General features: G+C 62.5%; 14 protein-coding genes and 1 pseudogene. 3 read left to right on the top strand and 12 right to left on the bottom strand.

Annotation, left to right across the window (positions count from 1 at the left end; genetic code table 11):
• Positions 1-78: 78 nt before the first annotated feature.
• The 3 genes from CUJ84_RS05455 to CUJ84_RS05445 are packed head-to-tail and all read right to left on the bottom strand — an operon-like array spanning position 79 to position 2,447.
• Positions 79-1,482 (bottom strand): sensor histidine kinase, encoded by a 1,404-nt coding sequence (locus CUJ84_RS05455; RefSeq protein WP_018497318.1) that lies wholly within the window; start codon positions 1,480-1,482, stop codon positions 79-81.
• The gene (locus tag CUJ84_RS05450; RefSeq protein ID WP_018241306.1) at positions 1,472-2,143 is read right to left on the bottom strand and encodes a response regulator transcription factor; all 672 of its coding nucleotides are present in this window, start codon (positions 2,141-2,143) and stop codon (positions 1,472-1,474) included. Before CUJ84_RS05450 ends, CUJ84_RS05455 begins: the two co-directional genes overlap by 11 nt.
• A 55-nt stretch (positions 2,144-2,198) precedes the next feature.
• Entirely contained in the window at positions 2,199-2,447 is a 249-nt protein-coding gene (locus CUJ84_RS05445) for a hypothetical protein (RefSeq protein ID WP_018241305.1), read from the bottom strand.
• Between the two features lie 375 nt (positions 2,448-2,822).
• On the opposite strand from CUJ84_RS05445, the gene CUJ84_RS05440 reads away from it, so the two are divergent.
• On the top strand, positions 2,823-4,046 hold the full coding sequence (locus tag CUJ84_RS05440; RefSeq protein WP_105005493.1) for an MFS transporter: 1,224 nt from the start codon (positions 2,823-2,825) through the stop codon (positions 4,044-4,046).
• Positions 4,047-4,330: 284 nt separating this feature from the next.
• Here the strand turns inward: CUJ84_RS05440 and CUJ84_RS05435 are convergent, their stop codons facing one another.
• Both CUJ84_RS05435 and CUJ84_RS05430 read right to left on the bottom strand, forming a co-directional pair.
• Positions 4,331-4,636, bottom strand: a complete 306-nt coding sequence (locus CUJ84_RS05435) for a Dabb family protein (RefSeq protein WP_018497319.1) — start codon at positions 4,634-4,636, stop codon at positions 4,331-4,333.
• Positions 4,637-4,687: 51 nt separating this feature from the next.
• Positions 4,688-5,392, bottom strand: coding sequence for a hypothetical protein (locus CUJ84_RS05430; protein WP_018497320.1), 705 nt, complete (start codon positions 5,390-5,392; stop codon positions 4,688-4,690).
• 156 nt (positions 5,393-5,548) lie between these two features.
• On the opposite strand from CUJ84_RS05430, the gene CUJ84_RS39160 reads away from it, so the two are divergent.
• On the top strand, positions 5,549-5,680 hold the full coding sequence (locus CUJ84_RS39160) for a hypothetical protein (RefSeq protein WP_018497321.1): 132 nt from the start codon (positions 5,549-5,551) through the stop codon (positions 5,678-5,680).
• Positions 5,681-5,823: 143 nt separating this feature from the next.
• Here CUJ84_RS39160 and CUJ84_RS05425 read toward each other — a convergent pair whose 3' ends face one another.
• The 4 genes and pseudogenes from CUJ84_RS05425 to CUJ84_RS05410 form a co-directional block, all read right to left on the bottom strand.
• Entirely contained in the window at positions 5,824-6,384 is a 561-nt protein-coding gene (locus CUJ84_RS05425) for a TetR/AcrR family transcriptional regulator (protein WP_018497322.1), read from the bottom strand.
• 22 nt (positions 6,385-6,406) lie between these two features.
• On the bottom strand, positions 6,407-6,868 hold the full coding sequence (locus CUJ84_RS05420) for a DUF1348 family protein (RefSeq protein ID WP_105005492.1): 462 nt from the start codon (positions 6,866-6,868) through the stop codon (positions 6,407-6,409).
• A gap of 107 nt (positions 6,869-6,975) precedes the next feature.
• Positions 6,976-7,929, bottom strand: coding sequence for a pyridoxamine 5'-phosphate oxidase family protein (locus CUJ84_RS05415; protein ID WP_105005491.1), 954 nt, complete (start codon positions 7,927-7,929; stop codon positions 6,976-6,978).
• Positions 7,930-7,989: 60 nt separating this feature from the next.
• A pseudogene (locus CUJ84_RS05410) lies at positions 7,990-8,600 on the bottom strand (glutathione S-transferase family protein).
• Positions 8,601-8,743: 143 nt separating this feature from the next.
• Here CUJ84_RS05410 and CUJ84_RS05405 point away from each other — a divergent pair.
• Positions 8,744-9,643: a LysR family transcriptional regulator gene (locus tag CUJ84_RS05405; protein ID WP_105005490.1), complete on the top strand. Its 900-nt coding sequence runs from the start codon at positions 8,744-8,746 to the stop codon at positions 9,641-9,643.
• A gap of 37 nt (positions 9,644-9,680) precedes the next feature.
• Here CUJ84_RS05405 and CUJ84_RS05400 read toward each other — a convergent pair whose 3' ends face one another.
• From CUJ84_RS05400 to CUJ84_RS05390, 3 genes are all read right to left on the bottom strand, one after another.
• Positions 9,681-10,049 carry a DUF983 domain-containing protein gene (locus tag CUJ84_RS05400; RefSeq protein ID WP_026238930.1) on the bottom strand — a complete coding sequence of 123 codons (369 nt, stop codon included), beginning with the start codon at positions 10,047-10,049 and terminating at the stop codon, positions 9,681-9,683.
• Positions 10,050-10,371: 322 nt separating this feature from the next.
• Positions 10,372-11,775: a PLP-dependent aminotransferase family protein gene (locus CUJ84_RS05395; protein ID WP_105008095.1), complete on the bottom strand. Its 1,404-nt coding sequence runs from the start codon at positions 11,773-11,775 to the stop codon at positions 10,372-10,374.
• Between the two features lie 378 nt (positions 11,776-12,153).
• Positions 12,154-13,113 (bottom strand): SDR family NAD(P)-dependent oxidoreductase, encoded by a 960-nt coding sequence (locus CUJ84_RS05390; protein ID WP_105005489.1) that lies wholly within the window; start codon positions 13,111-13,113, stop codon positions 12,154-12,156.
• Positions 13,114-13,137 lie beyond the last annotated feature (24 nt).

The raw sequence follows: 13,137 nt of genomic DNA, 5'->3' as shown, positions 1-13,137 counted from the left end.
AGTGCAGCGTCCCCGTGTCAGCATTAAGGCAAAGCATGCTATACATTTGCCAGTATCTTTGTGACATCAAGCAGTTGCTCATGCAACATCCTTTGTGACGCCAGGCAGGATAAGCTTCGCCTTCAGCCCGCCCCATTCACCGCGGGAAAGCTCGAGCCGTCCCTGGTATTCGTTGGAAATCTCGGTGACGATCGAAAGGCCGAGCCCGGTTCCCGGCTTGCTTTCGTCCAGCCTGCGGCCGCGCTTCAGCGCCTCGCGGATCTGGTCCGGCTCCAGGCCCGGCCCGTCATCCTCGACGGCGAGCTCCACCCAGTGGCGGCGCCCGCTCGCCTCCACCCCCTTCACATCCTCGCCGGCTTCGACGGCCGAAAGCCGCACCCTGCTCTTGGCAAAACGCGCCGCATTCTCCAGGAGATTGCCGACAGTTTCCTCGAGATCCTGCTGCTCCATGGCAACAGCCAGATGCGGCGGCGAGACAACGAGGTCGAATTCGGTATCGACGTTCAGCCGGCGCATGACGCGCACCAGCCGCTCCAGCGCCGGCTCGGCATCTGTGCGGGCGAGCACGGATTCGCGCTGCGCGGCAATGCGCGCCCGATTGAGATACGACTGCACCTGCCCCTGCATCGATTCCGCCTGGCTGCGCACCAGCTCGCCATGGGATTTCTCCAGGACACGCGCCTCGTTGAGGAGCACGGCGATCGGCGTCTTCAGCGAATGCGCGAGATTGCCGACCTGCATGCGGGCCCGCTCGACGATGCGGCGGTTGCTGTCGATCAGCGCATTCACCTCGTTGGCGAGCGGCAGGATTTCGCGCGGGAAGTCGCCCTTCAGCTGCTCGCTCTCGCCGGCGCGGATGCGCTCCAGCGCGGCACGCGCCTTGTCGAGCGGCTTCAGGCCGTAGAGAATCGCCAACGCGTTGACGATCAGACTGCCGACGCCGAAACCGGCAAGCGCCAGATAGAGGCTGTGGGAAAAGGTACGCACGTCGTCCTCGACGACATCGACATTGCCGGTGACGCGGACGCGCGCCGCACGCCCGTCGGTATCGAGCACCACTTCGGTCTCGGCCACCTGCACACGGTTCCCGGAGGCATCCGTCACCTGATAGTAGCGCTCGTAATTCTTGTCGAAGGGCGCCTCGACGACCGAGGGAACCGGGATGAGCGCCGAGCCGAGCGAGGGCGAGACCAGCGGTGCGGTCGTATAGGTGCCGAGCGGCTCCACCACCCAGTACCAGCCGGTCTTCGGCTGGGCAAAACGCAGGTCGCCGAGCTGCGGGCTGCCGCTGAGCGCGCCCTGATCGCCGATCACCACCGAATTGATGACGTTATAGAGCTGCGCCCGCAACAGATCCTGGAAACCGCGTTCGGCGCTCTTGCGGTAGAGGGTGGAGATCAACAGACCGATCACCACCAGCGCCACCGTCGACCAAACCGTGGTCAGCAACAAAACACGTGCGGTGAGCGACTTAATTCGCATGTTTCGGCGCTTGGATGCGGTAGCCGAGACCGCGCACCGTTTCGATCAGGTCGACGCCCATTTTCTTGCGCAGGCGGCCGACGAAGACTTCGATCGTGTTGGAATCACGGTCGAAATCCTGGTCGTACATATGCTCGACCAGCTCCGTGCGCGAGACGACCTCACCCATGTGATGCATGAGATAGGCGAGCAGGCGATATTCGTGCGAGGTCAGTTTCAGCGTCGTGCCGTTGACCGTCGCCTTCGAGGACTTGGTATCGAGCCGCACCGGCCCGCAGATGATCTCGGATGAGGAATGCCCGGCCGCACGCCGGATCAGCGCCCGAATGCGCGCCAGCACTTCCTCGACATGGAAGGGTTTGGTGACGTAGTCGTCGGCACCGGCATCGATGCCGGCGACCTTGTCGCTCCATCGGTCGCGCGCCGTGAGAATCAGCACCGGCACGCCGCGGCCGGCGCCGCGCCATTTTTCAAGAACGGTGACCCCGTCCATCTCCGGCAGGCCGATATCGAGGATGATGGCGTCATAGGGTTCGGTGTCGCCGAGGAAATGGCCTTCCTCGCCGTCGAACGCCTGGTCGACGACATATCCCGCCTCCTTCAGCGTGTCGGCCAGCTGCCGGTTCAGATTAACGTCGTCTTCGACTACCAGGATGCGCATCGGTCCGCCTTCGTCCGCTTCAAATCGATCAATGTCCTGAATAAGCCGATTCCACTTACATCGGAACCTTTACCGTCACTTTGCGTGGGCGCTGGCCGTTGCCCTGCACAAGAACGGTGATGATGCAGGTATCGCCCACCGGTTGCACGGACAGCAACTGGCCGCCCGTCTGCTCGACGACCTGGGCTGCGGCGGCGCTGCAATCGCCTCCCACACGCAGGACAAAACTGCCCGTGGCGTCCGGTGAGGGCGCCGAAACCACCAGTCCGGCGGCCAATGCTGCGACGCTCAGAGGAAAGGCCATGTGTTATGCTTTCAAGGTAATGCCAACTTGCTCCGAATATGTACTCACGTGACCTGAATGGCAAATGAATGCGCTGTAATGCAGGGTGTTTAGAACTGTTCTCGACTGTTCGGAACAGCCTGTTTCAGCGCCTGGAAACCGCCGCCGCGGCAGGCTCCGGCGGCCGCCGTTGCGTCCAAAAACGATAGCCTCCGGCCTTGGGATCCACGCATGCTTCATCACCCCCGTAAAGGCGGTGAGTTGGCGGGACCGGCTCCACAGCCGTCGTTTGCGAATCGGCCGCGCCGTTCCGATTCCTGCCAACCGCAGCTTTCACCGGCCGGTTGAAACTGTTATCTCCTTGCTGCCCCCGCATTTCAGACCGTTTCAGCCCCGATGCCAAAATCCTCCCGCTTCCGCTCGGCGCAGACGGTCACCGTCCTTGCCGTTACCCAGCTGATCGGCTGGGGCACGACTTTCGACATGCTCGGGGTCATGGGCCGCGTCGTGGCGCCCGATCTCGGTCTGCCGAACGAAGTGGTATTTGCCGGCCTGACGATCATGATGGTGGTCAGCGCCATTGTCGGCCCGGCAACCGGCCGATGGCTCGGCCGCTACGGCGCTGCCCGGGTACTTTCGGCCGCTTCGCTGACCTTTGCGCTTGGCCTGCTTCTGCTTGCCGCCGCAAACGGCATCGTGCTCTACGCCAGCGCTTGGGTCATCATCGGCATTGGCGGCGCATTTGGCCTCTCGGCACCGGCCTATACCGCCGTCGTCGAGCGCGAAGGGTCGAACGGCAAACGCGTCATCGCCATCCTGATGCTGTTCACCGGACTTTCGAGCGCCATCTTCTGGCCGATCCTCAGCCTGCTCAACGAGGCGGTCGGCTGGCGCCTAACCTTCCTGGTCTGCGCAGCGCTGCAATTCTTCGTCTGCCTGCCGCTGCATCTTTTCGCCCTGCCGAAGCCGGTCGCAACGCATGTCGAAGGCAGTGCGGCTGAAATCGCCCCGGTGCCGCTGTCGAAGGCTGAGCAACGCAAAGCCTTCCTGCTGATTGCCGCGGCGACGACGATCTCAACCTTCATCACCTTCGGCATCTCGCCATCGCTGCTCGAAATCTTCCGCCAGTCCGGCGCCTCGCCGGCATTCGCGCTGCAGCTCGGCTCGGCACGCGGCGTCCTCGGCATCTCGGCACGTTTCCTCGACATGCTGCTCGGCCGGCGCGGCAACCCCATGCTCAGCGCGACCATGGGCATCAGCCTGATGATGATCAGTTTCCTGATAATGCTGGTCGCCAGCCCGTCGACACCGCTGCTCGTCACCTTCATCCTGCTCTATGGCTTCGGCGCCGGCGTCATGACCGTCGCCCGCGCGCTGCTGCCGCTGGCGCTGTTCTCGCCGCGCGAATTCGGACTGCAATCAGCCAGACTGTCGCTGCCGCAAAATCTCGCCAACGCCATCGCCCCGGTCATCTTCACCGCCATCCTCGACCGCGCCGGCACCGGCCCGGCGCTCTTTGCCTGCGCCGTTCTCGCAGCCTTGTCGCTGGCCTTCGTGCTGATGCTGATGGCGCTGGTGCGCGGCGCCCACGCATCGGAGCCGAGCCCGGTCGCTCCGTGAGAGCCCGGCCTGCAAAGTCAGCGATTCTTAATCTGTCTTGATTATCATCGACATCAGGACGAGAGCGCCTTGCCGTCCGCCCACCGCGATCGTTGTGGCCGACCAGGCACTGAGCGAGCAGCCACTTTTTGCGAATCTTTTGAATCGCTTGCCGCCGCTTTTTCGAAAGTTGAGTCCGAGGGCTCAGAAGTTGAGTCAGCGTCGGGGCGATCCGAATCCGGACAATGATTCATCCATTTGAAATTTCAATGGAACGTGGCCTGGCAGTTGGATGTTTGCGCAATTCAGAGCGGCCGCGTCACCGCCGTGCGGCTGTTGTAATCGGCGGCGATGCGCTTTTCGCGGAGCGGTCGCACGCGGTCGATCGAGAGCTGATAATCAGGATGCGCCTTATAGGCAGCGAGGGCCGCCTCATCGTCGAATTCGCCGTAGACCACGAGATCGATCTCGGTGCCCAGCTGATCGGTCTTCACATTGGTGCCGATTTCCAGCAGCCGCGCATGCGGAATGCCGGTCAGAATCGAAAGCCCGGCCCTCACCTCCTGCAGATGTTCCTCCTGCACGGTGAAGAAGACGATATGACGGATCACGCGGAAGCTCCTGTCAGATTTATCAAAATGATGGAGCGACCTTGGCGCATCCTATCGGACGCGCGGCGCTCCAGCTGTCAGCCGGGCGATAACACGCGAGCCCCAGGCCTTCAACCGCGCGAGCATGCCATGCGCGGCATCGGGACGTATCGCCGCATCGAAGGCCATGGCATAGGCTGCAAGCTTTTCCGCCCGGTCGGTGCCGTTGACGATGCGGCGGGCATTCACCCAGTCCGCGGTCGTCGCGTTCAGGTGATCGGCGAGTTTGTGGCCGGTAAAACTGCCCTGCAGCATGCCCTCGATCAGGATCGTCACCGCCGCATCCATCTCCATCGCCCGGTCGGGATCGGCAACGAGGTCGATCCCGGTCAGCACGCTCATCGCCTCATAGTTCCGCTTATGGGTGAGCTGCACCAGGCCGCGGCCGAGCCAGCTGCAGCCATCCTCGTCCGGCCGCCAGTAGGGTGTTTTCACCCAGGAGAGCCGGCCCGCGGCAAAGGCCGTCTCCAGGATCTCGACTGCGCGCGCATCGCTTTCCGCCAATGTCTCACGCACCGGCTGCATCGTGTAGGCGGTCTCGTGGTAAGCGGTTGCGAGGATATAGGCGAGCCACCGCCGGTCGGCATGGGCAAACCGCTCTTCCCAAGCGTCGAGAATCGCCGTGATGCCCACTACCTGAGGCTGCGTCAGATCTCCCTTGAAGAGACCGTGCCGCACAGTATCGAAAAAGAACGCCCGGTCCATGTGGACAACCATTCCGCGCTTCCCACAAATATCATGGTTAAAACCGTCTTAATCGATTAAAATCGATTTAATCGTTTAAAGTGTTTAAGCCACTGATTTACACGCCTTTTGTCTTGTGCAATGCATCTTCCTGCCCCGAAGCCTTACCGCGAACAGAGGAGACTTCCGATGCAGACGCCCGCCACTACCCAAACCACCATTCCCCAGCATGTCGTCGACCAGATGGAAAACGAATGGCGCCAGATTCGCCCTGAACGGGAAAATACGCGCCCGGCTCAGCAGCCTCAACAGCAACGCTGAAATATACGCAAAGCGATACCAATGTAAGCTCGAGCGCCGCACCGCGCCCGATCAATGCCCCGGCCAGTCGATCGTGGCCGGGTGAATTTTTCACAGGGCAATAAACGCCCGAGCGGTTTGCCCCCTCATCACATTACCGCCCCTCATCGCATCACAGCATCGAGCCGTTTCGCCAGCGTGTCCAACGATCGGGTGAAAACCATCCTATCGTCCAGCGCACGCGAGAGCACCAGTGCGCCCTGAATACCGGAGACGCCCTCCTCGGCGAGCGCTTGCGCCTCCTCCTCAGTGCAACCTGCCCGCATCAGCGCCGAACGCAAGGCGTCGATCCAGCGGGCGAAATAGTCGCCGATCGCTGCCGAAAACCGCTCGCGGGTCTCGTCAAGCGCGAAGGCGCCGACCAGGCAGATGCGGCGGCCGGAGCGGAAATAATCGTTCACATGCGTCCACATCGCAGCGATCGCCTCACGGGCATCCCCATTTCTCAACGGCTGATAGATCGCATGTTCGAACCATGCATCGACATCGGCGAGCACCGATCTTGCCATCTCCTCCTTACCGCCGGGAAAGAAGTGGTAAAGGCTGCCCTTGCCGATGCCGGTGCGTTCAGTGATGCGGCTGAGCGACGTGCCTTCATAGCCGAGCTCGCGGAAGATTTCTGCGAGCAGCGGTACGATGTCGGCGCGTTCGTAGACAGTTTTCACCCGCGAACTTCCCTTGGCTTGATCAGAGACCGAGTTCGGTCAGACCGGGATGGTCATCCGGCCGCCGGCCGAGCGGCCAGTGGTACTTGCGCTCCGATTCCCGGATCGGCAGGTCGTTGATGCAGGCGAAGCGGCGCTGCATCAAGCCGGCGGCGTCGAACTCCCAGTTCTCGTTGCCATAGGAGCGGAACCAGCTGCCGCTGTCATCATGCCATTCATAGGCGAAGCGCACGGCGATGCGATGATCGGTGAAGGCCCAGATCTCCTTGATCAGCCGGTAATCCAGCTCCTTGGCCCATTTGCGGGTGAGGAAAGCGACGATTTCGGCGCGGCCGTTGACGAATTCGGCGCGATTCCGCCAGCGGCTGTCCGGCGTATAGACGAGCGAGACGCGCTCGGGATCGCGGCTGTTCCAGCCATCCTCGGCAAGACGGACTTTCTGGGTAGCGGTCTCAAGGGTGAAGGGCGGGACGAGACTGGACATTATCACTCCTGTACTGAACGGTTATCCTTGTACCGATTGGTACAAGTATTGGCAAGCCGATTCGAAGCGACGTTCGCCCGGGATCGAGAGGCAACCAAGGGGCACCCTCACCCGCGGGAACGGCGCAGCAGATCCACGCTCTCCTTCCGCCACCGCAGCGGCAGAGCATCCGGGCGAAGCACGATCTCTTCCGGCGTGAAACGCCATAGGCGTTCTGCTCCCTGAAAGGTGGCGATATCGGGCGAATCCAGCAGTACTTCGGCATTTCCCGTCATCTGCAGCATATCGCCGGTTTCGAAATCGACGAAGAGCAACCCTGCCTTCGAATTGACGAGGATATTGCCAAGCGTGTTGAAGAACCGATTGCCGGGGAAATCGGGAATGGTCAGCACGCCGTCGGCGCCGACGCGCACGAAGCCAGCATTGCCCCCGCGATGGGACACGTCCACCTGCCGCTCGCCATTGTCGCGATCGACATAGGAGGCGACGAAAAACGTATCGGCGCCCTCGACCATCCCTAGCGCTCGATCGTCGAGTTGACCGGAATGAAGCGGCTGCGTCGCCGTCGGCATATCGGGATCGCGGACAAAGGCGGCAGAGCGAGGCTGGATATATTGCGGGCAATTGCCGAAACTCTGGCCGACGCGAACGTCAAAACCTTTGGCGTCCGTCCTGCGGATCACGCCGTTCAGGCGGTTACGCCGCCGGGTCTCGAGCTGGATGCCAAGCATGGCGATCGCGTCGCCATCCTCCATGCCGGCATCAGCAGGATCGGCCGGGTCGCGCGGCAGGCCGACCTCGAGAATCTCCGGCTCCGGCGAGGCCATGAAACCCGGGCGCTCAGCCCGCACCGTTGCCCAGACATCGCCCTTGGCATCGACCGCGCCGAGCACGACGAAAGGCAGCATCGGAAAGAATGCGCGATGTTGCTCCGGCATGGCCTTCCGAACGAAATTCCGGCCCGGCCCGTCCATGCGTTCGGCGACACCGACACTGCGCTGCATGGCGAGTTCACCCGCATGCCAGGGCGATGTGGCGTCCTGTCCTGTCTGCTCCAGCATTACGGCCTCCTTCAGGGCAGCATTTGGGGAACCGGGACAGCAACCCGCCCCGGCGGCTTCTCACGCGGCAAGGCCGATCTTGGTCTTGCGAAAACCGACGAAACCCGGCAGCGCCTCGATGCGCGCAAGCCAGGCGCGAACGCTTGGATAGGCCGAGATATCGACATTGCCCTCCGGCGCATTGGCGATGTAGCTGTAGAGCGCGATATCGGCGATCACAGGATTGTCGCCGAGCAGGAAGCTGCGACCGTGGAGTTCCGCCTCGATCAACGCGAGAATGCGGTGCGCCGGGCGATCACCTCGTCGGTGCGGAAATCGGCGCCGAAGACGGTGACCAGGCGCGCAGCACAGGGTCCGTAGGCGATCTCGCCTGATGCAACCGAGAGCCATTTCTGTATCCGCGCTGCGGCCACCGCCTCTTCCGGCAGCCAGTCGGTGCGGCCGTATTTGCGCGCGAGATAGACGAGGATGGCAGAGGAATCGGTAATGACCGTGCCATTGTCGTCGAGCACCGGCACCTGGCCAAAGGGATTGAGCTTCAGAAAGTCCGGCGCCTTGTGGGCGCCTGCCGCCATGTCGACCTCGACCAGTTCATAGGGCACGCCAAGCAGCGACAGGAACAGGTGGGCCCGGTGCGCATGACCGGAGAGCGGGTGATGGTAGAGTTTCATGATGGTTCCTTTGGTCTTTCGATCGACGGGAGGCGGTTGGCGATGGCCGCTTCGAACCATCTGCGGCATAATTTACTGCCTTCCACCTGACTGCAGTAGAATGCTAATCTGGAAGGCATCTTACCAATTCATGGAAGGATAGAATGGATCGCCTCGACGCCATGACCGTGCTTCTTGCCGTTGTCGAACAGGGCAGCCTCTCGGCCGCCTCACGGCATCTGCGATCCCCGCTCGCAACCGTCAGCCGCAAGGTTTCGGAGCTGGAAGCACATCTCAACGCCCAGCTACTGCAACGGAGCAACCGGAAGGTCACGCTGACGGAGGCCGGCCGCTCCTATGTCGAGGCGGCACGGGAAATTCTCGATCGGGTGGAAGAGGCGGAACGGACGGCGGCCGGCGAATATAGTGCGCCAAAGGGCGAACTGACGATGACCGCGCCGATCGTCTTCGGTCGGCTGCATGTCTTGCCTGTCGCCGTGGATTTCCTGAAAGCCTATCCCGACATCAATCTGCGGCTGATGCTTGGCGACCGGCTGTCGAACCTCGTCGAGGATCATATCGACGTGGCGCTCAGGATCGGCAACCTGCCGGACAGCAACCTGATCGCCACAAGGCTCGGCGCGATCCGCCGCACCGTCTATGCCAGCCCCGATTATCTGACGCGACACGCCCTACCCCGGCATCCAGGCGATCTCGCCGCGCATGACTGCGTCACCTTCGAGGGCATGGCCTCGAAGGTGAGCTGGACATTCACCGAGGGGAAACATGATCTTGCGGTGCCGATCCGCTCACGGCTTGCCGTCAACACCGCCGAGGCCGCGGTCGATGCGGCTGTCGCCGGCCTCGGCATCACCCGCGTACTTTCCTACCAGGCCGCACGCGCCGAGATGGCGGGCCTGTTGGTGCCGCTGCTTGCCGATTTCGAAGCGCCGCCGGCGCCAGTGCATCTCGTCTATCCCGCGCAGGGACTGGTGCCGCTGAAACTGCGGGCGCTGCTCGATTTCGCGACGCCGCGCCTGCGCGCTACGTTGAATAGACCCTAGATACGGATAGGCCGATCCGGCCTAAAATCATCCGGATCTAGGCGAGCTTGCCCTCTTCCGCCTTGTAGAAATACTGGCTGGCGACCAGCCAGCCCTTCAGCGGCCGCAGCGGCGGAATGCAGGTGGCGAGCATGAAGGGGCCGGTGACCAGAAGCTGCACCCAGATCGGCGCCGAAAAAGCCACCTCCAGCCAGACACCGAGCAGCACGCTTGGTATGCAGGCGAAGCAGATGACGAAGAAGGCCGGACCGTCGGCCGGATCGGCGAAGGAATAATCGAGGCCGCAGACCTCGCATTCCGGCTGCAGCGTCAGGAAGCCCTTGAACATATGACCTTGGCCGCAGCGCGGGCAGCGCCCCTTGATGCCGGTCTGTATCGGAGGAAGTGGGGGATATTCCGTATCCATGACGATCTCGCTTTCCTGTGCCGCGGACATTGATGCCATCAATGTCTTTAATGTATGCATGCAATATAATTACATTGGAATGAAATTACCAGTCAATTCGCCAGAATGCCGCAGAGCTCCCAACGTAGGCCGACTGCAAGCTGACTGCAGATTTCCGAAGCAGCATTTGGGGCCGCAGCCAGGCTTGGCAGCCTCGGCGGATCAAACGTGAACGTGACGGATATGCTTCGCCATGCCCGGACAGCTTAGAGTGCGGCCGATCTGGTTCTTGACCGCTTCCGGCTTTTGTCAGTGCCTAATCAGCCCGTGGCGGAATTCTGCGTCAGAAGAACGACGCCGCCATTTCCGGCGGGCCTTCCAACGCATGGGCCATGAATTCCAGTGCGCCCTGCAGTTTCTCCCGGGTGATCGGTCCGCCAAGGCAGACACGCACGGCCTCGGGTGCGACGCCCTCGACCGTGAAGGCATCGCTTGCGACGACGCCGATGCCGGAAGAACGGGTATGGCTGCCGAAGGTGGAGCGGGTCCAGCCATTGGAGAGCGGCAGCCAGATGTTGAAGCTGATCGGATCGGCGCGGTAGCTGCCGGCCGGCAGGATGGCAGCGACCATCTGCTGGCGGGCGGCGGCTTCGGCACGGATGAAACGCAGGATCGTATCGGCCGTGCCGTCCTCGATCCAGCGGGTGGCGAGCGCCACGGTCAGCGGCGAGGCCATGACATTGTTGGCGCGCATGGCGCTGACGAAGGGCCACACGGCCTTGCTGTCCGGCGCCACGACATAGGCAAGGCGCAGACCCGCGCCGATGCATTTCGCCAGCCCGCCGATATGCCAGGTCAGATCGGGCGCCATGGCGGCGAGCGGCGCCGGGCCTTGCTGCGGAATGAAGCCGTAGGCATCGTCTTCGACGATCGGCACGTGATATTTGCGGGCAACAGCGCAGATTTCCTCGCGGCGCCTGGCCGGAATGGTCAGCGTCGTCGGGTTCTGCAGCGTCGGATTGAGATAGAGCGCTTTCGGTTTCAATCTCTCACAGGCCTCGGCAAAGGTGTCCGGCAGGATACCATCCTCGTCCATCGGCAGACCGGTCAGATTGAGCCGCAACTGGGCGGCGATCGAGCGCATACCGGGATAGGTGATGATTTCCGAAAGCACGGTCTCGCCCGGTTTTGCCAGCAGGCCAAAGATCGCCAGCAGGGCCGGATGGGCGCCTGGTGTGACGAAGATCCGCTCCTGCGAGGGCACCAGCCCGCGACGGCTGAGCCAGGAGGCTGCAGCCTCCTTGTCCATGCTGGAACCGCCGAAACCCTGGTAGCGCAGCAGCGGAATGAGGCTCGCCACCACTGCCGACATGCCCTCGCGCATGCGGGCGATCAGTTCCGGATCATCCGGTTCCGGCGGCATGTTCATCGAGAAGTCAACGACGGAGGCGCGGCGGGGATCGGGCGCGGCGTCGGGCGCGAAACCCTGGCGCTCCTTGTCCGCACCACCGGTGACGAAGGTGCCTCGGCCGACATGTGAATCCACAAGCCCGCGCTTCTGCGCCTCGACATACCCTCTCGCCACCGTCGTGAAATCGACATTCAGCCGCTTGGCGAGTTCGCGTTGCGGCGGCAGCCGGTCCCCAACCACCAGATGCCCGCTGCGCAGATCCAATTCGATCACATCGGCGATCGCCATATAACGGGGGCTGCTGCTGCGGCTGAGATCGGGATGCCAGTCTTTCATATCGTGATCCGAGTCGGTCTGATTCCTGATGAGATTGACGGTATATTGTTGCACAATGCCGCTGTCACGAAAAATGTCGCGCGCCAAGTCCGAAGAACGACGCAGGACCGGATGCCGCAGCTTTTGCGCACGCCTTGATACGTTTTAATGACGGATTGTCGCCGGATTTGACTGCTGTTTGCGCAAATACAATCTGGCACGGCGACCGCGCTGTCGCAGGCCGATTTCGGCAGCGTGTGCGCCAATGACGTGTTGACGATCCGCTCGGCTTGCCGATCGGGCTTTCACCCGAGAAGTCCCGGGTGAGGCGCGAAGACGGCAAGACAATCAGCAGCGTCTTCATCGCGCATTGACGACGGTTTGCCGCGAGCTATGGCTTCAGGCGTACGCCGCGAAAGCGTCAATGCCGGTCAGCCTTGCCGACAAGATCCACAGGCGTGCTGCCGCCTCGGGATCGGCGGCATGGTCGCTGACGCCGCCGGGTTCTCCAACCGTTGCGCGGATGGCGATATCGCAGTCCTCGCAATAGAGGCCTCCCATGCCTTCGAGTTGCGGCGAGGTCGCCGCCCAAACCTGCGTCGCTGCCCCCTGGGCTGGTGTCTTGAATGTCGGATCAATCGGATTGCCGTCTGCATCGATCCAGCCGGCACTGACCATTTCCTCCTTTGCGAGATGGCGCTGCAAGGGGGTAAAAATCTTGCCCGGGTGCAGCGAGAAGGCGCGGACGCCGGTGTCGCGCCCGAGCCTGTCCAGATGCACGGCGAAAAGTGCGTTGGCGGTCTTCGACTGACCGTAGGCCCGCCATTTGTCGTAACCGGTCTCGAATTGCACATCCTCCCATCGTATGGCCGAGTTGTGATGGCCACCGGAGGAAACCGAAACGATGCGAGCGCCGGGCGAGATCGCCGGCCAAAGGCGGTTGACCAAGGCGAAATGGCCGAGATGATTGGTCGCGAACTGTGCCTCCCATCCGTCGCCGACACGCGTTTCCGGGCAGGCCATGATGCCGGCGCTGTTGATCAGGATGTCGATGCTGCGGCCAGACGCGACGAACCGCTCGGCAAAGACACGAACGCTTTCGAGGTCGGAAAGGTCGAGCCGATCAATCTCTACGCCATCGATACCGGCGACCGCGCTGCGCGCTGCCTCGATGCTCCTTGCGCCGATGGTCACCTTGGCGCCGGCGCCCGCCAGAGCACGCGTGGTCTCGAGCCCGAGGCCGGAATGGCCGCCGGTGACGATGGCGCGCTTGCCGGAAAGATCGAGACCGGCCAGAACCTCGTCGGCCGTCGTGTGGGCTCCAAATCCGGAGCGGATGGGGACTTGTTTGTCACTCATGATAATTACCTTTGTTCTGCGACG

The organism is Rhizobium leguminosarum (assembly GCF_002953715.1).
GTDB lineage: Bacteria > Pseudomonadota > Alphaproteobacteria > Rhizobiales > Rhizobiaceae > Rhizobium > Rhizobium leguminosarum_V.
The sequence above is the reverse complement of the archived record's forward strand: the minus strand, read 5'-3'. Positions and strand labels throughout refer to the sequence as shown.